Annotated in this window: 28 protein-coding genes; 10 read left to right on the top strand and 18 right to left on the bottom strand. The window is 31.4% G+C overall.

Annotated elements, in window-relative coordinates:
* Window positions 1–44 precede the first annotated feature (44 nt).
* The 8 genes from L6Q46_RS01875 to L6Q46_RS01840 form a co-directional block, all read right to left on the bottom strand.
* Entirely contained in the window at window positions 45–443 is a 399-nt protein-coding gene (locus L6Q46_RS01875) for a response regulator (protein WP_291282860.1), read from the bottom strand.
* Window positions 440–1,942, bottom strand: a complete 1,503-nt coding sequence (locus tag L6Q46_RS01870) for a PAS domain-containing sensor histidine kinase (RefSeq protein ID WP_291282859.1) — start codon at window positions 1,940–1,942, stop codon at window positions 440–442. The genes L6Q46_RS01875 and L6Q46_RS01870 overlap by 4 nt, the downstream gene beginning before the upstream one ends.
* A 245-nt stretch (window positions 1,943–2,187) precedes the next feature.
* Complete coding sequence (ytxJ, locus tag L6Q46_RS01865; protein ID WP_291282858.1) at window positions 2,188–2,523, bottom strand: bacillithiol system redox-active protein YtxJ; 336 nt, start codon at window positions 2,521–2,523, stop codon at window positions 2,188–2,190.
* Between the two features lie 169 nt (window positions 2,524–2,692).
* A complete protein-coding gene (locus tag L6Q46_RS01860) occupies window positions 2,693–4,252 on the bottom strand; it encodes a protein adenylyltransferase SelO (protein WP_291282857.1) in 1,560 nt (519 codons plus the stop codon).
* 1 nt (window position 4,253) lies between these two features.
* Window positions 4,254–5,012, bottom strand: a complete 759-nt coding sequence (yaaA, locus tag L6Q46_RS01855; RefSeq protein ID WP_291282856.1) for a peroxide stress protein YaaA — start codon at window positions 5,010–5,012, stop codon at window positions 4,254–4,256.
* Between the two features lie 129 nt (window positions 5,013–5,141).
* Window positions 5,142–5,408, bottom strand: coding sequence for a heavy-metal-associated domain-containing protein (locus tag L6Q46_RS01850; protein WP_291282855.1), 267 nt, complete (start codon window positions 5,406–5,408; stop codon window positions 5,142–5,144).
* Window positions 5,409–5,486: 78 nt separating this feature from the next.
* On the bottom strand, window positions 5,487–5,900 hold the full coding sequence (locus L6Q46_RS01845; protein WP_291282854.1) for a DUF6691 family protein: 414 nt from the start codon (window positions 5,898–5,900) through the stop codon (window positions 5,487–5,489).
* 2 nt (window positions 5,901–5,902) lie between these two features.
* A complete protein-coding gene (locus tag L6Q46_RS01840) occupies window positions 5,903–6,469 on the bottom strand; it encodes a YeeE/YedE thiosulfate transporter family protein (protein WP_291282853.1) in 567 nt (188 codons plus the stop codon).
* A 99-nt stretch (window positions 6,470–6,568) separates the two neighbouring features.
* Between L6Q46_RS01840 and L6Q46_RS01835 the strand changes: the two genes are divergently transcribed.
* The 4 genes from L6Q46_RS01835 (at window position 6,569) to L6Q46_RS01820 (ending at window position 9,313) form a co-directional block, all read left to right on the top strand.
* Entirely contained in the window at window positions 6,569–7,072 is a 504-nt protein-coding gene (locus L6Q46_RS01835) for a DUF4199 domain-containing protein (RefSeq protein ID WP_291282852.1), read from the top strand.
* Between the two features lies 1 nt (window position 7,073).
* Window positions 7,074–7,535 carry a 2-dehydro-3-deoxyphosphooctonate aldolase gene (locus L6Q46_RS01830; protein WP_111565719.1) on the top strand — a complete coding sequence of 154 codons (462 nt, stop codon included), beginning with the start codon at window positions 7,074–7,076 and terminating at the stop codon, window positions 7,533–7,535.
* Window positions 7,536–7,627: 92 nt separating this feature from the next.
* On the top strand, window positions 7,628–8,446 hold the full coding sequence (gene kdsA / locus L6Q46_RS01825; protein WP_111565718.1) for a 3-deoxy-8-phosphooctulonate synthase: 819 nt from the start codon (window positions 7,628–7,630) through the stop codon (window positions 8,444–8,446).
* Window positions 8,447–8,467: 21 nt separating this feature from the next.
* Window positions 8,468–9,313, top strand: a complete 846-nt coding sequence (locus L6Q46_RS01820; RefSeq protein WP_111565717.1) for a hypothetical protein — start codon at window positions 8,468–8,470, stop codon at window positions 9,311–9,313.
* A 35-nt stretch (window positions 9,314–9,348) separates the two neighbouring features.
* Here the strand turns inward: L6Q46_RS01820 and bcp are convergent, their stop codons facing one another.
* Window positions 9,349–9,801, bottom strand: coding sequence for a thioredoxin-dependent thiol peroxidase (bcp, locus tag L6Q46_RS01815; RefSeq protein ID WP_291282851.1), 453 nt, complete (start codon window positions 9,799–9,801; stop codon window positions 9,349–9,351).
* 119 nt (window positions 9,802–9,920) lie between these two features.
* Here bcp and nth point away from each other — a divergent pair, with 119 nt between their 5' ends.
* The 3 genes from nth to L6Q46_RS01800 are packed head-to-tail and all read left to right on the top strand — an operon-like array spanning window position 9,921 to window position 11,997.
* The gene (gene nth / locus L6Q46_RS01810) at window positions 9,921–10,568 is read left to right on the top strand and encodes an endonuclease III (protein ID WP_291282850.1); all 648 of its coding nucleotides are present in this window, start codon (window positions 9,921–9,923) and stop codon (window positions 10,566–10,568) included.
* On the top strand, window positions 10,569–10,919 hold the full coding sequence (locus L6Q46_RS01805) for a DUF2200 domain-containing protein (protein ID WP_291282849.1): 351 nt from the start codon (window positions 10,569–10,571) through the stop codon (window positions 10,917–10,919).
* A 10-nt stretch (window positions 10,920–10,929) separates the two neighbouring features.
* The gene (locus L6Q46_RS01800; RefSeq protein ID WP_291282848.1) at window positions 10,930–11,997 is read left to right on the top strand and encodes an acyltransferase; all 1,068 of its coding nucleotides are present in this window, start codon (window positions 10,930–10,932) and stop codon (window positions 11,995–11,997) included.
* 51 nt (window positions 11,998–12,048) lie between these two features.
* Here L6Q46_RS01800 and L6Q46_RS01795 read toward each other — a convergent pair whose 3' ends face one another.
* Together L6Q46_RS01795 and L6Q46_RS01790 are read right to left on the bottom strand one after the other, a co-directional pair.
* Window positions 12,049–12,192, bottom strand: coding sequence for a hypothetical protein (locus L6Q46_RS01795; RefSeq protein WP_181452315.1), 144 nt, complete (start codon window positions 12,190–12,192; stop codon window positions 12,049–12,051).
* Window positions 12,193–12,243: 51 nt separating this feature from the next.
* Window positions 12,244–12,828, bottom strand: a complete 585-nt coding sequence (locus L6Q46_RS01790) for a sigma-70 family RNA polymerase sigma factor (protein ID WP_111565713.1) — start codon at window positions 12,826–12,828, stop codon at window positions 12,244–12,246.
* 312 nt (window positions 12,829–13,140) lie between these two features.
* Here L6Q46_RS01790 and uvrA point away from each other — a divergent pair, with 312 nt between their 5' ends.
* Both uvrA and L6Q46_RS01780 read left to right on the top strand, forming a co-directional pair.
* Window positions 13,141–15,930 carry an excinuclease ABC subunit UvrA gene (uvrA, locus tag L6Q46_RS01785; RefSeq protein WP_291282847.1) on the top strand — a complete coding sequence of 930 codons (2,790 nt, stop codon included), beginning with the start codon at window positions 13,141–13,143 and terminating at the stop codon, window positions 15,928–15,930.
* Between the two features lies 1 nt (window position 15,931).
* On the top strand, window positions 15,932–17,128 hold the full coding sequence (locus L6Q46_RS01780; protein ID WP_291282846.1) for an LETM1-related biofilm-associated protein: 1,197 nt from the start codon (window positions 15,932–15,934) through the stop codon (window positions 17,126–17,128).
* Here L6Q46_RS01780 and can read toward each other — a convergent pair.
* The 4 genes from can to L6Q46_RS01760 all read right to left on the bottom strand — a co-directional run bounded on the left by can (window position 17,125) and on the right by L6Q46_RS01760 (window position 20,512).
* The gene (gene can, locus L6Q46_RS01775; protein ID WP_291282845.1) at window positions 17,125–17,760 is read right to left on the bottom strand and encodes a carbonate dehydratase; all 636 of its coding nucleotides are present in this window, start codon (window positions 17,758–17,760) and stop codon (window positions 17,125–17,127) included. The two genes, L6Q46_RS01780 and can, sit on opposite strands and share 4 nt — an antisense overlap.
* Before the next feature lie 103 nt (window positions 17,761–17,863).
* Window positions 17,864–18,547 carry a carbonic anhydrase family protein gene (locus tag L6Q46_RS01770; RefSeq protein ID WP_291282844.1) on the bottom strand — a complete coding sequence of 228 codons (684 nt, stop codon included), beginning with the start codon at window positions 18,545–18,547 and terminating at the stop codon, window positions 17,864–17,866.
* Between the two features lie 11 nt (window positions 18,548–18,558).
* Window positions 18,559–20,154, bottom strand: a complete 1,596-nt coding sequence (locus L6Q46_RS01765; RefSeq protein WP_291282868.1) for a SulP family inorganic anion transporter — start codon at window positions 20,152–20,154, stop codon at window positions 18,559–18,561.
* A gap of 64 nt (window positions 20,155–20,218) precedes the next feature.
* The gene (locus tag L6Q46_RS01760) at window positions 20,219–20,512 is read right to left on the bottom strand and encodes a hypothetical protein (RefSeq protein ID WP_111565668.1); all 294 of its coding nucleotides are present in this window, start codon (window positions 20,510–20,512) and stop codon (window positions 20,219–20,221) included.
* 164 nt (window positions 20,513–20,676) lie between these two features.
* On the opposite strand from L6Q46_RS01760, the gene L6Q46_RS01755 reads away from it, so the two are divergent.
* Window positions 20,677–21,615 (top strand): LysR substrate-binding domain-containing protein, encoded by a 939-nt coding sequence (locus L6Q46_RS01755; RefSeq protein WP_291282843.1) that lies wholly within the window; start codon window positions 20,677–20,679, stop codon window positions 21,613–21,615.
* A gap of 52 nt (window positions 21,616–21,667) precedes the next feature.
* Here L6Q46_RS01755 and L6Q46_RS01750 read toward each other — a convergent pair whose 3' ends face one another.
* The 3 genes from L6Q46_RS01750 to L6Q46_RS01740 form a co-directional block, all read right to left on the bottom strand.
* Entirely contained in the window at window positions 21,668–21,862 is a 195-nt protein-coding gene (locus tag L6Q46_RS01750; RefSeq protein WP_111565666.1) for a hypothetical protein, read from the bottom strand.
* Window positions 21,863–21,994: 132 nt separating this feature from the next.
* Complete coding sequence (gene mnmD, locus L6Q46_RS01745; protein WP_291282842.1) at window positions 21,995–22,660, bottom strand: tRNA (5-methylaminomethyl-2-thiouridine)(34)-methyltransferase MnmD; 666 nt, start codon at window positions 22,658–22,660, stop codon at window positions 21,995–21,997.
* 38 nt (window positions 22,661–22,698) lie between these two features.
* Window positions 22,699–23,064: hypothetical protein (locus tag L6Q46_RS01740; protein WP_291282841.1), on the bottom strand; the 366-nt coding region annotated here is incomplete at its 5' end.

Here is a 23,064-nt window from a genome sequence, read left to right as displayed (position 1 = left end):
TAACTACCAAAAATATACTATTCAAAATGTAAACGAAAACAATTTTAAAATGCACTTACAATCTCTTTTAATTTCTCTTTTGTTATTGGTTTTATAATAAAATCTTCAACTTCACTAATATTTTTTGCTCTTGTAATATCATAAGGAGATATAGAAGAAGAACAAATGTAAACCGTTATTTTACTTTTGTTTTTAATATTTAATAAAGCATATTCTTCCAAAAATTGCCATCCGTCCATAATAGGCATGGATAAATCCAAGAAAATTATATCAGGCAAGTGTTGACTATTTTTTAAATTTTCCTTTAAATAATTTAAAGCATTTAACCCATTTTCAAACACCTTAACTTCATTAAAATGATTTGTCATTTCAATAATTTTCTCAGTTATAAATACAAAAGCTGGATCATCATCAATTAAAGCTATAATATCTACTTTTTTCATATCATATTGTTTTTTAATCTTATAAAAAATGTACTTCCTATGTCTGGAATGCTTTCTACCCAAATTTCTCCGCCCATAGCTTCTACTTGTGTTTTTGTAATAAACAACCCAAAACCACGAGAATCTGGATGTACGTGAAATACTTTTCGAATTTTGAACATGTTATCTTTGTGTCTGTTTAAATCAATTCCTAAACCATTATCTGCAACCGACAAAACCAAACCTTTATCGTCGTAGTAGGTTTTAACATCCAAAGTAAGCAATCGGTTAGGCGATTTATACTTTAATGCATTACTTACTAAATTCGTTAAAATACTGTCGGCATATTTTTGAGAATATGTTACAATTGTTTCTTCTAAATCAACTTTTACATTAGCGTTGCACTGATTAATTTGGGTCTCAAAAACCATTAAAATAGTATTAATAGTTTTCATTAAATCAACTGGTGCTAAATCAATTTCCGAATCTTGTTTAATTTGTAATGATTCTACTAATTCGTCAAAAATAGTGTTAAGATGATTTACAACAGGTTTTAATTTACTTAGTATTTTAGTTCTTTCTTCTTCCTCATCACATGTTTCCAAAAATTCGATTAACATAGAGATATTAATTAATGGCGATCTAAGATTGTGAGAAACAATATTGCAAAAGTCAACCAATTGTGTGTTTTGATGTTCAATATCGAGCAATATTTTAGCAATTCTTTCTTCTCCCCTTTTTCGCTCTGAAATATCGGAACGAATGGCAACATATTGATAAGGTTTTCCTCGTTCATTTAAAAAAGGAACTATGGTAGTATCTACCCAATAAGCAGATCCATCTTTAGCTTTATTTTTAAGCTCTCCCTTCCAAACTTTTCCATTAGCAATTGTAGTCCACAAATCTTTAATAAACTCTTTTGGATGATGAGATGAATTAATTATACGATGATCTTTTCCTATTAATTCTTCGCGACTATACTTAGATATTTTACAAAAATTATCATTTACGTGGGTTATAATTCCTTTTTGATTTGTAATAGCAACTATGGAAGATTCGTCTAAAGCATATTTGTAATCAGAAATTTCTTTTATCTTTTTAAGCAACTCTTCTTCTCCTCGTTTCCGTTCTGTAATATCAGAACGAATAGCTACGTATTGATAAGGCTTTCCATCTTCATTTAAAAAAGGAACTATCGTAGTATCAACCCAATAGGCCGACCCATCTTTTGCTCTATTTTTAAGTTCTCCCTTCCAAATTTTACCACGTGCAATAGTCGTCCAAAGGCTTTTAATATACGATTTCGGATGATACCCAGAATTGATAATGCGATGATCTTTTCCTAAAAGTTCTTCACGTGAATACTTTGATATCCTGCAAAAGTTATCGTTTACATGATGAATTATTCCTTTCTGATCAGTAATTGCAAGTATTGACGATTCATCTAATGCGTATTTGTAATCGGAAATTTCTTTAATCTTCTTAAGAAGCTCGTCTTCCTCAGTTTCTTTTTTAATCATACCTAAAAGATTTGTTGCGTATAGATTCTCCGAAATAGAAGATTAATTTAGATGGGGGACATTATCAAATTTAAGCAACTTTTTTTATAATTCACATTTTTAAATGTTAAATTATCAGTATTTACTTTAATTCAATAATAATTCTTTAATTTTAAAGAGTAATTAATGCGGATTTTCTATTTATAAAAAATTAAGAACAATCAAAAAGACACCAAAAATTGACATCATAAAAAAAGTATTTGTTATTACAAGTACTTCGCAATCTCATCCGCCTGAATACTATGATGCGAAACACGATACACTACTTCCCCATCTTTCAAAACAATAATTTGTGGCGATTGGTGAATCACGCTCAGTTCCTCAGCAATAAAATTAGAAACACTTCGGTATGAAAGCAAATCCAAATAATTGAAATCGGCTTTAGCAATCAATACATCATTTCCATTAACCAAGCGTTCTTTAGCATAAGCACTAATACCACAAGTCACACTATCTTTAAAAATAATTTGAGGTTTTTCATTTGATTTTGCAACAATATCTTTTACTTGTTGTTCTGTTGTAATGGGATTCCAGTTTTTCATAGTTTTTTTGTTTCAGGTTTCAAGTTTCAAGTTTTTGGAACACAGATTGCAAAAATTAGAGTAATCTTTAAAATCTTTTATGAGCTTTATTCAACGTAACGCTTCACTTGTTTTTACTTATATGACTTATATGTTAAATTAACCTTTGTGTTACTTTTTTCCAATAAATCTAAGAACTACAAGACAACATCGAACACCCAACTTTATTTCGCGCCCAATCAGGACGTTTGGCAAACCATTTCTCATTTTCTGGTTGCTCATCGTAAGGATGTTTTAGTAACTCGTGAAGTTCTTCAATTAAAGTATAATCTTCTTTTTCAGCAGCATCAATAGCTAATTGTGCCATGTAATTTCGTAATACATATTTTGGGTTCACTTGATTCATCTTAGCTTTTCTATCTGAATCAGAAATTGGTTCTTCGCTTAGCTTTTGTAAATAAAGTTCCATCCAATTCAACCAGGTTGTTTTTAATGTCGCAACTATGGCATTAGGTTGATAAAAAGCATATTCAATTTTCGATAATGCAATTTCAGGTGTATCTGATTTTAATACATCAGCCAAATTACGAAAGAAAATAGTCATATCAGTTTCTGAAGCGGTTAATAAAGTAGTTAACTCATCATAAAAATCAGTATCGTATTCCGAAGTCAACCCTAATTTCGCTTGCATCATTACTGGAAACTTCGAATCAAAACGATTACTGTAACTATTCAAAACTTGTTCCATTGAAGCAATATCTTCAATCAAAGGATATAAAGCATTTCCTAATTGAATCAGGTTCCACAAAGCAATATCAGGTTGGTTTCTAAATCGGTAACGCTTACCTTCAGCATCAGTGGTATTCGGTGTCCAATCTGGGTCATAATCTTCTAACCATCCATAAGGACCATAATCAATCGTAAGTCCTAAAATCGACATATTATCCGTATTCATAACTCCGTGAACAAAACCAACACGTTGCCATTCCACAATCATATCCACCGTTCGATTGACCACTTCTTGATAAAAAGCCAAATACTTTTCTTTTCCAGTTGAGGTAATTTCAGGATAAAAATACTGAATCGTATAATCTACTAAAGCTTGTAAATTAGTAATATCTTTTCGAGCCGCTAACAATTCAAAATTGCCAAAACGAATAAACGAAGGCGCTACTCTACATACCACGGCTCCATCTTCATAAGCAGGATTTCCATTGTATAAAATATCGCGCAACACCTTATCACCAGTCGTTACCAAAGACAACGAACGAGTGGTTGGCACACCCAAATGAAACATCGCCTCACTACACAAATGCTCCCGAATAGACGAACGTAAAACCGCCAAACCATCTGCATTTCTAGAATAAGGGGTTTCTCCTGCTCCTTTTAACTGCAATGCCCAACGTTGATTGTTATGCAACACTTCAAACAAATTAATCGCTCTTCCGTCTCCAAGTTGTCCTGCCCAGTTTCCAAATTGATGTCCGGCATACGCCATGGCATAAGGTTGGGTTTCTGGATACACTTTACTTCCCGAAACTAAGGCTAAAAATTCAGTTGATGTTACATCTTCTTTAGATAAACCAATTAAATCTGAAACCTCATTTGCAACATGAAGCAATTTAGGACTGCTAGGAACTCGTGGCGTTACATAGGAAAAACAAGCTCCAAAAACTTGTCTTCGAGTATTTGAAGTATCTGTATCAGCTGGAAGTTGCTTGTTGAACGTATCGTTTAGGTGTAATTTCATGTTATCGGGTAAAAACTAAGGTGTTTCCTTTTGATAAATTAGCATCAAAAGCATACCCTTCGTAATTGAATTTTTTTAAATCGTCAATCGTTTCTGCATTGGTATCAATAATGTATCGCACCATCAAACCTCTTGCTTTTTTCGCAAAGAAACTAATCATTTTTAGTTTTCCGTCTTTATAATCTCTAAATTCTGGAGTAATAACAGGAACTTTTAAAGCTTTAGTATCAACCGCAGAGAAATATTCATTACTCGCTAAATTTAAAAATAACTCATCAGATTGTAATTCGTCGTTTAAAGCTTTAGTCAATTTCTTTTTCCAAAACTCGTATAAATTCTTTTTGGTACCTATTGGCATAGAAGTTCCCATTTCTAATCGATAGGGTTGCATTAAATCTAATGGTTTTAAAATACCATATAAACCCGATAGAATTCGCAATTTATCTTGCAAAACTGCTATTTTTTCAGCTGAAATAGTATAAGCATCCAATCCCGTATACACATCACCATCAAAAGCATAAACAGCTGGACGTGCATTTTCTGATGTAAAAGGTAATGCCCAATTTTGATTGCGTTCCCAATTCAAATCGGCTAACTTTTCCGAAATATCCATTAACTCCATCAATTGTTTTGGCTTTTTCTTTTTAAGTGCTTTTTGAATAGTTTCCGATTCTTTTAAAAATAAACTTTCGGTATAGTTTTGAATTGGAAGTGGTGATTCAAAGTTTAAGGATTTAGCTGGTGATACTACAATTTTCATAACGTTTTAAGATATTTTACTTATACCTTCAAAAGTACGAAAATTAGCGAATATGAGATTTAGTAAACCATAAATAATACTTATAACACCATTAAAAATAAAAAATCCCGAATAAATCGGGATTGTATTTTAACTCATTTTTCCTATTGCGCAACTTACATAAGATTTAGCCTTAGCACCAAGTGTATTAGCTTCACCATCTTCAGGATAACCGAGTGATTTTAATTTGTTTTTTACCTCGTTTACTTGTGCTTCTGTTTCATAAGAGAATGTCACAGTACTTTCATCAACATTTACTGAAACATTTTGAATAGCTTCAATTGATGAAATACCTTTCGTTATGGTATTGGCACAACCGCCACATTTTAAATTTTGTATATGAATTGTAGTTTCCATTTGTATTGAATTTATGAATAACAAATTTACAAAATTCTAACGGTACTGCTTTGTAACAAACGTTACTTTAACTTAACTTTAATGAGGTAATTTGTCTTTCACCAAACCATAAATGTAGGTTCCAAGTAAAGCTCCAATTAAGACCACCGCAATAGCATAAGTTCCTGTTCCTAAAAGAATGAAAATAGGTCCAGGACAACTTCCTACTAAAGCCCAACCCAATCCAAACATAATTCCGCCAATAATATAACGCCAAAAACCGCGCTCTTTTTCAATAACATTAATTGGAAGTCCTTTGTAATCTTTTATTTTATATTTTTTAATCAATTGAAGTCCAATAACACCCGTAAATAATGCCGTTCCAATTATTCCATACATGTGAAACGATTGAAAATGAAACATTTCATAAATACGATACCACGAAACCGCTTCAGCCTTTGTTAAAACAATCCCGAAAAAAATTCCTGTCAGAAAAAAACGTGCTAATTTCATACTTATGCTGTTTTATAAATTAGAGGTAAAATAAAATGTGCCATAGCTAAGCCACCAATAAAAAATCCGATAACCGCAACTAAAGAAGGTAATTGCAAATTACTCAATCCAGAAATAGCATGACCTGAAGTACAACCTCCTGCATAACGCGTTCCAAAACCAATTAATAATCCACCAATTAATAAAATAGCGAATCCTTTTGGAGATTGTAATGTTTCAATACTGAAAATAGCATCTGGCATTAATTTGCCATTTGGAGCGTCGATTCCTAAGGTTTGTAATTGTGAAATGGTATCAGGATTGATATTTACACCACTTCCATTGGAAAGAAAGTAAAAAGCAATAAATCCACCAACAAAAGCTCCTAAAACGACTGCTAAACTCCATTTTTGTTCGCGCCAATCAAACTTGAAAAAATCACTGAATTTTCCTGCTCCTGCCATAGTACATATGGTACGAAGATTAGAAGACATCCCAAACGATTTACCAAAATAAGTCAAAATTAGCATCGTCATCCCGATTAAAAAACCCGAAATAGACCAATGCCATGTTCCAAAAAGAAGTTCCATAGTTTTGCAATTTTTAGCAAAAATAGAAATTCAAATCGGGATTTGTAACTTTTGTTACATTTTATAGTAAATTTGGACTATCAAACTAAACCTTACCAAATGAAAAAATTTACAATCGAATTCAAATGGGCGATTATTTCTATCATTATCTTTTTAGCTTGGATGACTTTAGAAAAGCAACTAGGATTTCATGACGAAAAAATAAAATGGCAAATGTTTTTTACAATGCTTATTATTTTTCCAAATTTTCTTTTGTATTACTTAGCTTTAAAAGACAAAAAAAAGAATTATTATAATGGCGAAATGAGTTGGAAACAAGGTTTCATTTCGGGAGTTGTTATTTCTTTTATTGTAGTAATTTTTAGTCCAATTACGCAATTTATTACACACGAATTTATTACTCCAAACTATTTCGATAAGTTAATTGCACTTTCGGTAGAAAGTAAAAGACTAACCTTAGAAGAAGCTAAAAGTTACTTTAACTTAACTGCCTACATTTGGCAAAGTATTTCTGGTGGATTATCATTTGGCGTTGTTATTGGCGCGATTGTTGCTTATATGATAAAAACAAAAACACCAGATACAACAATTAAAACAAAATAAAATGAAATACTTATTTTCAATAATTACGGCGCTTTTATTAACAAGTTGTGTAAGCACGCAATCCACTTTAAAAAATGTAGACAATACAGCTATTCGTCCTGCCATTAAAGATAAAGCTTATGTAATTACAGAATACGCAACAGATAGCAAATATGGATACGATCAAGATTATCCAATCAATATTGGTTTCATACATGAAAAACAGGAAGACATCAATATTGAATATTATTTTAACGGATTACAAGGTCCGAATGGCGAAAAAATAAGCTACAAAAAAGTAGATACCTGTTGCCCTTTTCCCTCAAAAAATAGTTTAATGGGAGCTGGAACTATCGGTATATATGAAGTATTTTTTGAAGGAAGTGCTAAAAAAATTACCTTATATTTTAATATTTTTGAAAAAGGGAAAATCTTATGTCCGAAAGGATTTTCAATTAAAAAACCAGTTTCAGACACTAAATAAATCTTTTTTAGTTATTAGTAACATTTGTAACCTTTTGAACCGCTGTTTGAAAGGTTTTTCTTTTTATCTTTGCCACTTCAAAATCAACACAAATGAATTTACAAAACATCCCACAAATAAAACATACCGATAGCGGAAACTTTTTCTTATTAGCAGGTCCATGCGCCATTGAAGGCGAAGAAATGGCAATGCGAATTGCAGAGAAAATAGTTACTGTTACTGATAAATTACAAATTCCTTACGTTTTTAAAGGTTCTTTCAAAAAAGCAAACCGTTCTAGAGTAGATAGTTTTACTGGAATTGGTGATGAAAAAGCCTTGAAAATTCTTCAAAAAGTATCAAAAGAATTTGGCGTACCAACGGTTACCGATATTCACACCAACGAAGATGCAGCAATGGCAGCTGAATACGTTGATGTATTACAAATTCCGGCGTTTTTAGTGCGTCAAACAGATTTAGTAGTAGCTGCGGCAAATACTGGAAAAACCGTAAACTTAAAGAAAGGACAATTCATGAGTCCAGAAAGTATGAAACATGCGGTTCAAAAAGTGTTAGATAGCAACAACCAAAACGTTATGGTTACCGATAGAGGAACCATGTTTGGTTACCAAGATATGATTGTAGATTTTAGAGGAATTCCAACGATGCAACAATATGCAACTACGGTTTTAGATGTTACGCATTCGTTACAACAACCAAATCAAATGACAGGTGTAACGGGTGGTCGTCCTGACATGATTGAAACTATTGCAAAAGCAGGAATTGTTGTGGGCGTTGATGGAATTTTCATTGAAACTCATTTTGATCCAGCTAATGCAAAAAGTGATGGTGCTAACATGTTACATTTAGACTATTTTGAAGGTTTAATGACAAAACTTGTTGCCATCCGAAAAACAATTAATCAATTCTAATTTTTTATTTTTTAACTTCAAATGAAACATCCATTTTTAATGGTTGTACTAACTTTTTGTGTTTTTTCACAGTACACCTTTTCGCAAGAAACAGTCGAAAATCCTGAAAAATACACAGCACATAATAAAGGAAAATTTTATATTTTTTGGGGTGGAAACCGCGAATCGTATTCAAAATCAGATATCCGATTTAAAGGTGCCGATTATGATTTTACGCTTCATAATGTATCGGCTCACGACAAACCAAAAGGTTTTCACATTGACTATATTAACCCAGCTCGAATGACCATTCCTCAAACGAACTTACGAATTGGGTATTTTATTTCTGATCACTATAATATTTCGATTGGATTTGACCACATGAAATATGTAATGTATAACGACAGAAGAGTAAGTTACTCTGGTTATTATCCAAATCCTGGAACTTATAATGAAAATCCAGCTGATGGAGAATTAACATTAGATGAAGATTTCTTATTATTTGAACACACAGACGGATTAAATTATGTAAATACTGAAATTTCTCGTGTAGATGATATTTCAAAACTTTTTAGAATTGGAAATACCGATAAAATTCAAGTAAATATTACAGAAGGTATTGGTGGTGGATTTTTATATCCAAAAACTAATACAACACTTTTAGGAAAAGACAGATACGACGAATTTAATATTGCAGGATATGGTTTATCTGCCAAAGTAGGTTTAAACCTAACTTTCTTTAAGTATTTCTTTATTCAAACCGAATTAAAAGGAGGTTATATAGAAATGAACAACATAAGAACTACTCAAGACAAAGCAGATTCAGCCGAACAAAATTTTTGGTTTTTACAGAGAATCTTAACTGTTGGAGGAATTTTTAGAATCTAAAAAAAAGCTCGAAGATTTACTTCGAGCTTTTTTATTTATTTTAAAATCTGAGCAGCGTGGGCTTTGGTTTTTACATCGGAAATTACTTCTTCGATAATTCCGTTTTCATCAATTACAAAAGTAGTTCTGTGGATACCATCATATTCTTTTCCCATGAATTTCTTTGGTCCCCAAACACCGAAAGCTTGAATTACCGATTTATCTTCATCCGCTAATAATGGAAAAGGTAAATCATATTTTTCTATAAACTTAGCTTGGGCTTTAGCACTATCGGCACTTACGCCTAACAAAGCATAATTATTCGCTTGAAAACGAGCAAAATTATCTCTCAAATCACAGGCTTCTGTAGTACATCCTGGCGTACTTGCTTTAGGATAAAAGAATACTACTAATTTTTTTCCTTTGTAATCGGTTAATGTATGAGAAGCGCCATTTTGGTCTAAACCTGAAAAATTAGGGGCTTTATCTCCAGCTTTTAATGTTGTCATTTATTTTGGTTTAAAAGGTTAGATGTTTATAAGGTTAAAAGGTTCAAAACTCTTCGATGAAATTGAATTTTGATATTGCGCTTTTACTTTATAACTTTACGAATCAAATTTAGTTAAAAATGACCAAAAGCGAGAAGGTAACATTTGTTATAAATACGTTAAATGAATTATATCCTGAAATTCCGATTCCGTTAGACCATAAAGATCCTTATACTTTACTGATTGCCGTGTTACTTTCAGCACAATGTACAGATGTTCGTGTAAATCAAATTACTCCAATTTTGTTTGCGAAAGCCGACAATCCGTATGATATGGTAAAAATGAGTGCGGAAGAAATAAAGGAAATTATTCGCCCGTGTGGATTATCGCCTATGAAATCAAAAGGAATTCACGGTCTATCTGAAATTTTAATTGAAAAATACAATGGCGAAGTACCGCAAAGTTTTGAAGCTTTGGAAGCGTTACCAGCTGTGGGACACAAAACTGCAAGTGTGGTAATGAGTCAAGCTTTTGGAGTTCCTGCTTTTCCTGTAGATACGCACATTCATCGATTGATGTATCGTTGGGGTTTAACCAATGGTAAAAACGTACAACAAACTGAGAAAGATGCCAAACGCATTTTCCCAGAGGAATGTTGGAACGACTTACACTTGCAAATCATTTGGTACGGAAGAGAATATTCTCCTGCTCGTGGTTGGAATTTAGAGAAAGATATTATTACCAAGACGATTGGAAGAAAAAGTGTAATTAATGAAATTAAAAAATAAATGGCATCAAGAAGTATAAATCATATGATCTTTGCTGGTGTTTATCCACATTACGTGACCAAAGCAGAGAAAAAAAATCGAACAAAAGAAGAAGTTGATGAAATTATTTGTTGGTTAACAGGTTACACGCTTGAAAGCCTTCAAAAGCAAATTGACACAAAAGTAGATTTTGAAACCTTTTTTGAAAAGGCACCTCAATTAAACGAAAATGTTTCTAAAATTACAGGTGTTATTTGTGGCTATCGCATCGAAGAAATAGAAGATCCGTTGATGAAAAAAGTACGCTATTTAGATAAATTAATTGACGAATTAGCCAAAGGAAAAACAATGGAGAAAATCTTGAGAAAATAACTATCACGAAATGGATTCTTCAAAAAAACACTTTCATACATTAGATGCTTTACGCTTTTTTTCATTTCTAATTGTTTTTTTTCATCATATACCTGTTCCAGAACATTCTTGGTTTTCAGTATTTTCAAAAAGTGGCGATGTTGGGGTTTCTTTCTTTTTTGTTTTAAGTGGTTTTCTCATATCGTACATTTTAATTTTTGAAAAAAAGGCAAATAAAACCATCAATCTAAAAAATTTTTTTGTCAAAAGAATTTTAAAAATTTGGCCTTTGTTTTACGCAATTTTACTTTTTGCGTTTTTAACTCCTTTTATTCTAAAATTATTTCAACTATCATTTTCAAATGAAGGCTACGAACCAAATTGGTTACTATCAATACTTTTCTTAGAAAATTATAACATGATGTTCACCAACAATTTCCCAAATGTATCTCCATTACGTGTTATGTGGTCGTTATGTATTGAGGAACACTTTTATATTATTTGGGGATTTTTATTTAGCATAATTCCGTTAAATAAAATTAAGTATTTAATTATTATTTCGATAGTTCTAGCAAGTATTTGCAGACTTTTCTATTCTTATTTTAATTTACCTTATTTAGACTTATTTACTAATATTGATTATTTTGCATTTGGTGCAATTCCAGCTTATCTATTGAGTTTTAAAAAGAAAAAATTAATTGCGATTGTAAAGCTGCCTTATTCGTTTAAGATCGGAATATGTTTAATTACAATTGTAACAATTTTTGGCTTTTCTAATTCAAATTATGAATGGCTTAAATTTGTGAAACCAATCATTTGTGGAGTCTTATTTGCTACAATATTGTCATTTGTAATTACAGAACAGAATTCTCTAAAAATAAAAGACACATTATGGATTAGTAAATTAGGAATTTATACGTACGGTCTTTATTTGTATCATACCATAATCATAAACTTGTTTATTAAACTGAATAGAACATTAGAACTCAATTGGGTTTTAATTTCAATAATAAGCTTTATGTTAACTGTATTTGTTAGTGTTTTGTCTTATCACATTTTTGAAAAACAATTTTTAAAACTTAAAACTCATTTTAATTAAACTCGTTTAAAAGTATAAAAAAATGCCTCAAATCTCTTTGAGGCATTTTCCTTAATTAGCGATAATTTCAAAACTTGAATTTCCCACTTTATGTATACTCAATGCTTTTGAATAATTGAGTAAAAACGAAATCGTTTCTTTTTTAGGTTTCATTTTCTGAGTTGCTAATTTTTTCTTAGAGTAAAGTTTTGCCATTAATTATGATTTGGTTTATAAACCTTTAACGACAAAATTTTACTTTTAGTATTAGTTCGTCAAAATAATTTGATTTTTTTCTATAATTTTTCTCAAATTCAACAAAGCATAACGCATTCTTCCTAAGGCTGTATTGATACTAACACCTGTTAAATCAGCTATTTCCTTAAAACTTAAATCTTGATACATTCGCATAACCAAAACTTCTTTTTGATCTGCTGGAAGTTCATCTAACAATTTAGCTAAATCCGTTTCAACTTGTTCTGATATAATTTGTCCTTCAATATTCAAACTATTATCGGTCATATAGTTAAATATAGAATATTCTTCAGTCTCACGCTGATAAGGCATTTTCTTTGCTTTTCTAAAATGGTCTACAACCAAATTATGAGCAATACGCATTACCCAAGGTAAAAATTTTCCTTCTTCGTTATATGATTGTGATTTTAAAGTTTTTATTACTTTAATAAAAGTATCTTGAAAAATATCATCCGATAAATCTCTATCGTTTATTTTTGAATAAATAAATCCGTAGATTTTTGATTGATGTCTGTTGATTAATGAAGATAAAGCAGATTCATCTCCACTTATATAATTCTTTACCAACACTGCATCTGGAAGTACAAGATTAGCCATAACAATACCTTTTAGTTAATTTAAGTCTCCGATTCTAAAAAGTAATTGTGTGTTATAGGCTATTTTGTTTTTGAAATTAATACTTCAAATTTAACATAAAATTTATTTAATATCCAAATAATTATTCAAAAAAAGTATTCTTTTATTGAAAATAAAGCTAAACTTAGAATCAATTGATTACAAAATCGCAAGTATCTTCAATTAATATCAAACTATTCTAATCTTAATTCAATGTTTTTCATTATTAAAGATTAACTAATATGATTTAATAATTTTACAATTGTTATCTTTGCAAATCTTTTAAAAACAACCATGACACAACCTGATTTTTCTACCTTAGAACCTAAAAAAAACATTTTAATTAAAGGAGCACAATTGCACAACCTTAAAAATTTAGATGTTGCTATTCCAAGAAACAAATTGGTAGTTATTACCGGTTTATCTGGTTCAGGAAAATCGAGTTTGGCTTTTGATACACTTTATGCCGAAGGACAACGCCGTTATGTAGAAAGTTTATCATCTTATGCCCGTCAGTTTTTAGGAAGATTAGACAAACCAAAAGTTGAATATATCAAAGGAATTGCACCTGCAATCGCCATTGAACAAAAAGTAAATACTAGCAATGCTCGCTCAACTGTAGGAACTTCTACAGAAATATACGATTATTTAAAACTACTTTTTGCTCGAATTGGAAAAACTTACTCGCCTATTTCTGGTAAAGAAGTCAAAAAAGATACGGTTTCTGATGTTATTAATGACATCAAAACATTTCCAATTGATAGCAAATGGTTACTACTTGCTCCAATTCATTTAGAAGAAGGTCGAGCTTTAGAAGACAAACTAAAAGTTTTATTACAGCAAGGTTTTGCACGTATTTTAGTAGATAACGAAATGGTGCGTTTGGATACAATCGACCAACACCAATTAGATAACAAAGACATTCTTCTTATCGTTGACAGAATTGTCGTAAAAGACGAAGAAGAATTTTATAATCGTTTAGCTGATGCCGTGCAAACTGCTTTTTATGAAGGAAAAGGTGTTTGTTATCTACAAGAAGTCGACTCACAAAAACGTTTGGAATTCAGCTCAAATTTTGAATTGGATGGTATTACGTTTTTAGAACCAAATATTCACTTGTTCAGTTTTAATAATCCTTACGGAGCTTGTCCAACTTGCGAAGGTTATGGAAGTGTTATCGGAATTGATGAAGACTTAGTGATTCCTAATACGGCTTTATCGGTTTATGAAAATGCTGTTTTTCCTTGGCGTGGCGAAAGTATGGGTTGGTATCGCGATCAATTGGTAAACAACGCTTATAAGTTCGATTTCCCAATTCACAAACCCTTTTTCGAACTTTCAGACGAACAAAAACAACTGATTTGGGATGGAAATTCGTATTTCTCAGGATTGCATGATTTCTTTTCTGAACTTGAAGAGAAAAATTATAAAATTCAAAATCGTGTTTTGCTCTCGAGATATCGCGGAAAAACAAAATGTACCACTTGTAAAGGAAAACGTTTACGTTACGAAGCGAACTTCATCAAAGTTGGTGGAAAAACTATTTCAGATTTGGTGGATTTACCAATTGTGAACTTAATCGAATTCTTCAAAAAACTAGCATTAAACGAATACGATGCTAAAGTTGCCAAACGTTTATTAATCGAAATCAACAATCGTTTGGACTTTTTATTCAACGTTGGATTGAGTTATTTGACTTTAAATCGTAACTCAAATTCACTTTCTGGTGGTGAATCGCAACGAATTAACTTAGCGACTTCGTTAGGAAGTAGTTTGGTCGGTTCGATGTATATTTTAGACGAACCAAGTATCGGTTTACATCCAAAAGATACCGAAAGATTAATCGAAGTATTAAAAGATTTGCGCGATTTAGGCAATACCGTAATCGTAGTCGAACACGACGAAGATATTATGAAAGCTGCCGATATGATTATCGATATTGGTCCAGAAGCCGGAACGCATGGCGGTGAATTGGTAGCACAAGGAACGTATGATGAAATTCTAAAAGCGGATTCTTTAACCGCTAAATATTTGAACGGAAAAGAAGAAATTTCGGTTCCAAAAAATAGAAGAAAATTCAAAAATCATATCGAAGTTATTGGCGCGAGAGAAAATAACTTAAAGAATGAAAATTTTACTTTCCCTCTAGAATGTTTGACTGTAATTACAGGTGTTTCGGGAAGTGGAAAAAGTACATTGGTAAAGAAAATTTTATTTCCTGCCATTCAAAAAAAATTAGAAGGAGTTGGAGAAAAAGCGGGTCAATTTACAGAATTAGCTGGAAGTTTTTCTCACATCAAACATATCGAATACGTAGATCAAAATCCGATTGGAAGAAGTTCGCGTTCAAATCCGGTTACGTATATCAAAGCGTACGATGATATTCGTGATTTATTTGCGAAACAAAACGTTTCTAAACTACGAAATTATCAAGCCAAACATTTCTCTTTCAACGTTGATGGCGGAAGATGTGAAGTTTGTAAAGGTGATGGCGAAGTAACTATCGAAATGCAATTTATGGCGGATGTTCATTTAGAATGTGAAGCTTGTAACGGAAAACGTTTCAAAAAAGAAGTATTAGAAGTTACTTTCGAAAACAAAAACATCGATGACATTTTAAAAATGACCATTGATGAAGCTTTAAATTTCTTTACCGAACAAAAACAGACAAAAATCACGCAAAAACTACAGCCTTTGCAAGACGTTGGTTTGGGTTATGTACAACTTGGACAATCCTCTTCTACCCTTTCTGGTGGTGAAGCACAACGTATTAAATTGGCTTCGTTCTTAGTAAAAGGTACAATTAAAGATAAAGCTTTATTTGTTTTTGACGAACCTACAACGGGTTTGCATTTTCACGATATCAAAAAATTATTAGCTTCGTTTGATGCGTTGTTGGAAAAAGGTCATTCGATTATTGTAATTGAGCATAATTTAGATTTAATCAAATGTGCCGATTATATTTTAGATATTGGTCCAGAAGGTGGCGAAAATGGCGGAAAATTAGTAGCTTTCGGAACACCAGAAGAAGTAGCTAAAAATAAAAATTCAGTTACAGGAAAATACTTAAAAGAGAAGCTATAACATGATAAACCCATCTGCAAACGGTTGGATTGACAAGTTTTTTACTGAAAACAATGACAATTTCATTGATTTTCAAGGTGACACTTTGTCTTTTTATGAAGATTGTAGAGCAACAGGTTTTATTTATGGTTATGTGGTTCATTTCCAACTTCAAAATCAAATAAATACAACTAAATGGTCGTATGATGAAGTGACGAAAGTTGGGTTTCTAAATACGCTTTTTTCGTTATATCGCATTGAAAAATCAAACGGAACGAAAGAAGATTTCATTAATTCGGTTTACCAATTTTACAAGATTATTCAGCCTGAAAATCTGAATTTCATTAAAAAATTGCTTCCAGAAGGTTCGTATAGTTCGCGTTTAGAAAAAGTTATTGACGACCGAATTCAAACGAATAACAATACAATTAGCAAGAATTTTTCGCACATAATTACTAATGCACTTTTGTTTATTGATGTTTTGGCATTCGAACATTATTTAAAAAATGAAACGTTACCGTCAGACTATTTAAAAAATGTAGAATCCGATTGTATTAAAATAGTTTCATTAGCATTGAAAATCAAAGAACGAAAGTCGAAATACGATGAATTATTGGTAAAATTGTTCGAAAATTCGATTCGTTATACCAAATTCAATACTATTGAAAATATCGAATTATCGGAAATCAAATTAATGCGACATACTTCGTTATTGGAAAAATTGTATTTATTAGATATTGCTCAAATGGCGCTTTGGAGCGATGAAAAATTGGAAACTAATGAAGATAATTTCTTAAAGCAGTTAAGTTCGGAATTAGAATTAGAATCTGATTTACTTGAAAAAAGCACCAAAGAAATAAATGATTTTATCGAAAAATACAGAGCGGAAATTCCGTTTTTTAATTATTCAAATCCAATAAAACATTTTTATGACCAAGCCAATAAAAATGTAACCAAACTTATCATTCGCAACAAAGATAGATTAACCAAAGAAATCAAAGAAAGTGGCGAATTGATGCAACTTTTAGCCAAATCAACCCGAAAAGATTTGAGCAAAGAAGAAAAAAAGAAAGTAAAAAAACAGTTGCTCGACATCTGTAAAACAGTTCCATCGTTAACTATCTTTTTACTTCCTGGTGGTGGCTTGTTATTGCCTATTTTGATCAAATTTATTCCACAGTTATTACCTTCGGCATTTAATGAAAATTTGGATGATTAAAACTTCAACTGATAAACATCATCTAAATCTTTATCGCAACTAAAATTCACTCCCAAATCAGTTACATAACCATCGTTTAAACCATAAACCCAACCGTGTAAGGATAATTCTTGTCCATTTTTCCAAGCGTTTTGAACGATTGATGTTTTGGCTAAATCCATTACTTGTTCTTTCACGTTTATTTCTACGAATTTATTGAAGCGTTCTTTTTCATTTTCGATACTATCTAATTCTTGTTGATGAAAACGGTACACATCTTTAATATGACGAATCCAATTATCGATAATTCCGATAGAATTGTTTCCCATCGCTGCTTTAACTCCACCGCAACCATAATGTCCGCAAACAATTACGTGTTTTACTTTTAAGGCATTAACTGCATAATCAAGGACGCTCAACATATTCATATCAGAATGCACTACCATATTAGCTATGTTTCGATGAACAAAAACTTCGCCAGGTTCAGCACCAATGATTTCATTTGCAGGAACACGACTGTCTGAACATCCAATCCAGAGTAATGGAGGTTGTTGCCCATCAGCTAAATTTTTGAAATAATTTGGGTTTACAGACAACTTATTTTCCACCCATTTTTTGTTGTTATCTAATATCTTTTTATAAAAATCGCTCATTATCATAGTTATGTGGTATCAAATATAAAATAAAAAAGCTATCAATTCCGTATTAAATTTTAGAGAAATGATAGCTTTTTTGTAATTATGATTAAAATTAGTTTTAATGTCTTAGTGCTGCAACAGTGAATTCAGGATTCAAATCGTCTTTAATGTACATAACATCATCGTAGAAAATTACTTTTCCCGATTCGATATCGTGCATTGCTCCTACGATTCCAATTTGTCCTTCTTCTAACATTTGTTCTAAAACAAAACTTCTTTCAATTATGTTTTTTACATTTCTTTTTACATTTATTTCGGCTACATTTTCTACGAATTCGCTGTTTTTTGAAGTTCTGTTATCTGTAGTTTCTTTTTCTTGATAAACTGCAGGTTGAATTTTAGATAATAACTCTGTTAAATTACCCATTTCAACATGATCGCAAGCCCCTTTTACAGCGCCACATTTTGAATGACCTAACACCACAATAAGTTTAGAACCAGCTACTTTACAAGCAAATTCCATACTTCCTAAAATATCGGTATTAACAATATTTCCGGCAATTCTTACCGAAAAAATATCACCTAATCCTTGGTCAAAAATTAATTCGGCAGAAGTTCTACTGTCAATACAACTTAAAATTGTTGCAAATGGCCATTGCCCGTCACGAGTTTCGTTGGCTTGTTCTAATAAATTTCTGTTGGCTTTTAAATTATTTATAAAACGTTCATTTCCCTCTTGTAAAAATTGTAATGCTTTACGAGGCGTCATTTGTGCTTGTGTTTCTTTATTATGTGCTTTCATAGTAAGTTATATTATTTTGTTTCTTCTTTCGAATCTTTAATTTTTACGTGTTTAAATTCTGTATTATCTAAATCATATTGGTCTTTGAAACCTTTTAGCGTCAAATCGATTTCTTTATCTTCTGCCTTTACATTTCTAAAATCTTTAATTAATTCTACTACATCAAAATCTATGTATTTAGTGTTTGAAGCATCGATAATCAACTTAGAACCATTTGGAATACTTGCTAATGTACTTTTAATTGCTGCTTTGTTCAAAAAAGAAACTTCTTGAGCCAATTTGATTGTAATTACATCGCCATCATTAAACGATTCTTTTTTAAATGAATAGGCGATTTTTAAATTTTGGTATAAAATAAAAATGACACTTACTGCTAAACCAATTCCTACTCCTTTTAACAAATCGATACGAACTACAGCAATTACAGTCACAACAAAAGGAATAAATTGCGAATATCCATTATTCCATAAATGAACAAATACACTTGGTTTTGCTAATTTATATCCAACCATTAATAAAACTGCCGCTAAAGCTGCTAGAGGAATTTTATTTAAAATAAACGGAATGGAAAGAGCAAAAGTAAATAAAAGAAATCCATGAAAAATAGTTGAAAATTTAGTTCTACCTCCAGAATTTATATTGGCTGAGGAACGAACAACAACTGATGTCATAGGCAAACCACCTAATAAACCGCTTAGCATGTTACCAATTCCTTGTGCTTTTAATTCTCTATTCGTATCGGTAAATCTTTTGTATGGATCTAATTTATCTGTTGCTTCAATACACAATAATGTTTCAATAGATGCAACAACAGCAATAGTTACGGCTACAATCCAAACTTTTTCATTTGTTAATGATGTGAAATTTGGCAATGCAAATCCGTTACTGATTTCGGTAAACGAAGGCAAACTTACTAGATGATTTTGGGTAACAATCGCTAAACTTGAACCTGATTGAATAAAAAACTCATTCAATAAGATACTTACCACAACAACAACTAAAGCGCCAGGAACTACTTTTATATTTTTTAAAGCGGGAACTTTTTCCCAAGTAATTAAAATAGCTAACGATAAAAGTGCAATAATTAATGCTCCTGTATGAATATAATTTATCGATTCTATCAAAGTATCAAATGTAGTATGACCTGATTTTTCAATATAAAAGAAATCACCTTCATTGTCAACATCGTGACCAAAAGCATGCGGAATTTGTTTTAAAATAATGATGATTCCAATTGCTGCCAACATTCCTTCAATTACACTGGTAGGAAAGTAATTAGAGAAACTTCCGGCTCTTAAAAAACCTAAAGCAATTTGAATTAATCCAGCTAAAATTACTGCTACTAAGAAGATATCGAATCCGCCTAAATCGGTAATGGCAGTTAAAACAATAGCAGTTAAACCAGCCGCTGGTCCCGTAACACTCAATGAGGAATTACTAAGAAACCCAACAACTACCCCACCAATAACACCCGAAACAACACCTGAAAACAAAGGTGCTCCAGACGCTAATGCAATTCCTAAACACAATGGCAAAGCCACTAAAAATACAACAAGTCCAGCTGCAAGATCACCTCTTACATTGGAAAAAATAGAATGATTATTCATGAAATAATATAAATACATTAATACTACACCTCAAAGATTGAAGCGTTAAAAAATTGAAAATGTATTATATTAAATTGGGAGGTGGCGAGAAAATTTGGTGCGCTAAATTATCAAAACTCAATAAGTCTTGTTCCATTAAAGCATCAAATTTTGTTAATTCTCCAAATGCAAAATGAATGACTGAATCATTAGTTGTAGGTACCGTTTTAATTTCATTAAAAGGCGCATGATTTTCCTCTTCTTCACACATGGTGTAAAAATAAGAAGTATCAGCTTCTTCATCTACTATTCCAATTAATGTAGGTGTAGACAAAAAAGTAATGAAAATAAATAAAAAGATATTTACTAATAATTTCATAGTGCGAATATACTATTTCAAACTGAAACAAATCTTAATTTTTTTATAAAAATCCCATTGAATCATTTACTAAATTTAATTTGATTTAACCCTTCCAAAATTTCGATACCTTTATTATATAAGTTTAATTGATAGTTTTTATATTTGCATCAAATTTATCAATAATGACTATTACACAACTATATTACGTTTTGGCTGTTGCCGAATATAAAAACTTCACATTAGCAGCTGAAAAATGCTTTGTTACGCAACCTACTTTGAGTATGCAAATTCAAAAATTAGAGGATGAACTAGATATTCTAATTTTTGACAGAAGCAAAAAACCAATCCTACTAACAGAAGTTGGTGAAAAAATTGTTAACCAAGCCAAAAACATCGTTAACGAAGCAGGAAGAATTAAAGATATCGTAGACCAACAAAAAGGCTACATTGGTGGGGAATTTAAAGTGGGAATTATTCCAACGGTTATGCCAACTTTACTTCCAATGTTTCTAAATAATTTTATTAAGAAATATCCAAAAGTAAATTTAATTATTGAAGAGCAAACCACTGAAGATATCATCAAAAAATTAAAAAATGGACATTTAGATTGTGCCATTGCCGCTACTCCATTAGAAGAAGAAAATTTAAAAGAAATCGTTTTATATTATGAGCCTTTTGTAGCTTATGTTCCTTCAAATCATCCTTCTATTGATAAAAAAGAAATTGAAATATCTGATTTAGATTTGGATAAAATTTTGCTTTTACAAGACGGACATTGTTTCAGAAACGGAATTCTAAATTTATGTAAAAACAATAAATTTATAACAGATAGTCATTTTCAATTAGAAAGCGGAAGTTTTGAGACACTTATTAAATTAGCAGATGAAGGCTTAGGTACAACTTTATTGCCTTATTTGCACACTTTAGATTTAAGTGAAAAAAGTAAAGCAAAATTAAAACCCTTCGCCGATCCTAAGCCTGCTAGAGAAGTGAGTTTAATTTATCCTAAAAACGAATTAAAAATACACATTATTAACGCCCTGCGAGATACAATATCTGGCGTTGTTCGTGGAGCTATAGCATTTAGTGATGTTGAAATAATAAGTCCAAAGACAAAATAAATTTCAATTTATTCCATAAAAAAAGTCCCGAGGTTATCGGGACTTTATATTTTTAGTTGATATAAATTAAACATTGTCTTAATTCTGGCTTTTCTTCGGTAAACTGTAAAAGCCACTCTCTTAATTGATCTATTTCGTAAGGAAGCAATATTCGTACTGCTTTCTCTAATTCTTTACAAAATAGTTTTGCATCAAAACTCACTCTCTCCAAAATTGACTTGGTATAAGAAAACATCGGTCTGGGCATACTTTTTCTAGATAAAAGGTTAGACTGGGGGTAAGAACTTGTCGTAAAGATAAACAAAAAAATCTTTCGAAAACGATATAGTTGATAAAAAAAATGCTAAAATTTTATTAAATTCTTACTTTACAATAAAAATCATACATTTTTTGTTGCTCGTAACATTTCACGCTTTCCTGGAGCTCCTGGTAGTTTCTCAATTGAAAATCCGACACTTAGCATCGCGTTTTTTATTGATGAACGACATGCGTAAGTAACCAATGTTCCTTTTGGCAAAAGTGCGTCATACATCTTTTTAAAAATGACTTCACTCCACAATTCAGGTTGTAATGGAAATCCGAAAGCATCAAAGTAAATTAAATCGAATTGATTTTTGTCTTCAATATCTTGAAAAAACTGTTTTCTCTTTGTTAAAAGAAAGTTTTGGGTAATCATTTGTTGGTTTTCCCAATCGCAAGCATGTATTTTATCAAAAATCTCTCGATACTTTTCGGCATCTAATTGAGAAACATAATTCATTTGGGTAATTTCTTCAGCTGAAATAGGATATGCTTCTACTCCAACGTAATTTACTTTTTCTTTATTTAATGTTTCCAAAAAAGTAATAAAAGCATTCAAACCTGTCCCAAAACCAATTTCTAAAATCGATATAGAATCTTGAGTTTGAAATAAATCCAATCCGTTTTTGATAAAAACATGTTTTGCTTCCTGAATTGCTCCGTGTGTAGAATGATAGTTCTCATCCCAATCAGGAATTCGAATGGTTGTAGAACCGTCGTCTGTGATTATGATTTCTCTTTTCATACCATAAAAAAAGGGTTCAAAATAAACCCTCTTTCTTCTTATTTTATATATAACTTTTTAATCCTTGGAATTGGACCGCTACATTTTACTTGGTGACACTGAATACAAGCATCTACTCCGTTATTAAAATGTTTCTTGGCATTTTTAGGATCTTTATAAATCAATTCTTGAGCTTGGATGAATTTCTGTGCTTGTTCATCAAAAAAAGCATCTTTATCATGTTCATCTGTCATTACTGCTTTATGAATCTTGATAAAATGCTGAGGAAATTTACCAATCGTATCGCCTTTTATAATTCGATCTTTCAAACGTTGATTATCAACATACATTTGTTCCATAAGAGCCGCCATTTCTGACATTTCATACATTTCAAATTCATCTGTTGCTGTTGAATCAGTAGCCTT

This window comes from Flavobacterium sp. (genome assembly GCF_023151265.1).
Taxonomy (GTDB): Bacteria; Bacteroidota; Bacteroidia; order Flavobacteriales; family Flavobacteriaceae; genus Flavobacterium.
The sequence above is the reverse complement of the archived record's forward strand: the minus strand, read 5'-3'. Positions and strand labels throughout refer to the sequence as shown.

What these genes read in the sequence shown, in the direction of transcription:
- L6Q46_RS01875 (WP_291282860.1), bottom strand. Translation starts at nt 443, where the DNA reads ATGAAAAAAGTAGATATTATAGCTTTAATTGATGATGATCCAGCTTTT.
- L6Q46_RS01850 (WP_291282855.1), bottom strand. Translation starts at nt 5,408, where the DNA reads ATGGAAACTACAATTCATATACAAAATTTAAAATGTGGCGGTTGTGCC.
- nth (WP_291282850.1), top strand. Translation starts at nt 9,921, where the DNA reads ATGACCAAAAGCGAGAAGGTAACATTTGTTATAAATACGTTAAATGAA.
- kdsA (WP_111565718.1), top strand. Translation starts at nt 7,628, where the DNA reads ATGAATTTACAAAACATCCCACAAATAAAACATACCGATAGCGGAAAC.
- L6Q46_RS01830 (WP_111565719.1), top strand. Translation starts at nt 7,074, where the DNA reads ATGAAATACTTATTTTCAATAATTACGGCGCTTTTATTAACAAGTTGT.
- L6Q46_RS01795 (WP_181452315.1), bottom strand. Translation starts at nt 12,192, where the DNA reads ATGGCAAAACTTTACTCTAAGAAAAAATTAGCAACTCAGAAAATGAAA.
- L6Q46_RS01750 (WP_111565666.1), bottom strand. Translation starts at nt 21,862, where the DNA reads ATGCCCAGACCGATGTTTTCTTATACCAAGTCAATTTTGGAGAGAGTG.
- L6Q46_RS01780 (WP_291282846.1), top strand. Translation starts at nt 15,932, where the DNA reads ATGATAAACCCATCTGCAAACGGTTGGATTGACAAGTTTTTTACTGAA.
- L6Q46_RS01755 (WP_291282843.1), top strand. Translation starts at nt 20,677, where the DNA reads ATGACTATTACACAACTATATTACGTTTTGGCTGTTGCCGAATATAAA.
- can (WP_291282845.1), bottom strand. Translation starts at nt 17,760, where the DNA reads ATGAGCGATTTTTATAAAAAGATATTAGATAACAACAAAAAATGGGTG.
- L6Q46_RS01845 (WP_291282854.1), bottom strand. Translation starts at nt 5,900, where the DNA reads ATGAAATTAGCACGTTTTTTTCTGACAGGAATTTTTTTCGGGATTGTT.
- uvrA (WP_291282847.1), top strand. Translation starts at nt 13,141, where the DNA reads ATGACACAACCTGATTTTTCTACCTTAGAACCTAAAAAAAACATTTTA.
- L6Q46_RS01760 (WP_111565668.1), bottom strand. Translation starts at nt 20,512, where the DNA reads ATGAAATTATTAGTAAATATCTTTTTATTTATTTTCATTACTTTTTTG.
- L6Q46_RS01840 (WP_291282853.1), bottom strand. Translation starts at nt 6,469, where the DNA reads ATGGAACTTCTTTTTGGAACATGGCATTGGTCTATTTCGGGTTTTTTA.
- bcp (WP_291282851.1), bottom strand. Translation starts at nt 9,801, where the DNA reads ATGACAACATTAAAAGCTGGAGATAAAGCCCCTAATTTTTCAGGTTTA.
- L6Q46_RS01820 (WP_111565717.1), top strand. Translation starts at nt 8,468, where the DNA reads ATGAAACATCCATTTTTAATGGTTGTACTAACTTTTTGTGTTTTTTCA.
- L6Q46_RS01835 (WP_291282852.1), top strand. Translation starts at nt 6,569, where the DNA reads ATGAAAAAATTTACAATCGAATTCAAATGGGCGATTATTTCTATCATT.
- L6Q46_RS01790 (WP_111565713.1), bottom strand. Translation starts at nt 12,828, where the DNA reads ATGGCTAATCTTGTACTTCCAGATGCAGTGTTGGTAAAGAATTATATA.
- L6Q46_RS01870 (WP_291282859.1), bottom strand. Translation starts at nt 1,942, where the DNA reads ATGATTAAAAAAGAAACTGAGGAAGACGAGCTTCTTAAGAAGATTAAA.
- L6Q46_RS01805 (WP_291282849.1), top strand. Translation starts at nt 10,569, where the DNA reads ATGGCATCAAGAAGTATAAATCATATGATCTTTGCTGGTGTTTATCCA.
- yaaA (WP_291282856.1), bottom strand. Translation starts at nt 5,012, where the DNA reads ATGAAAATTGTAGTATCACCAGCTAAATCCTTAAACTTTGAATCACCA.
- L6Q46_RS01800 (WP_291282848.1), top strand. Translation starts at nt 10,930, where the DNA reads ATGGATTCTTCAAAAAAACACTTTCATACATTAGATGCTTTACGCTTT.
- L6Q46_RS01765 (WP_291282868.1), bottom strand. Translation starts at nt 20,154, where the DNA reads ATGAATAATCATTCTATTTTTTCCAATGTAAGAGGTGATCTTGCAGCT.
- L6Q46_RS01860 (WP_291282857.1), bottom strand. Translation starts at nt 4,252, where the DNA reads ATGAAATTACACCTAAACGATACGTTCAACAAGCAACTTCCAGCTGAT.
- ytxJ (WP_291282858.1), bottom strand. Translation starts at nt 2,523, where the DNA reads ATGAAAAACTGGAATCCCATTACAACAGAACAACAAGTAAAAGATATT.
- L6Q46_RS01770 (WP_291282844.1), bottom strand. Translation starts at nt 18,547, where the DNA reads ATGAAAGCACATAATAAAGAAACACAAGCACAAATGACGCCTCGTAAA.
- mnmD (WP_291282842.1), bottom strand. Translation starts at nt 22,660, where the DNA reads ATGAAAAGAGAAATCATAATCACAGACGACGGTTCTACAACCATTCGA.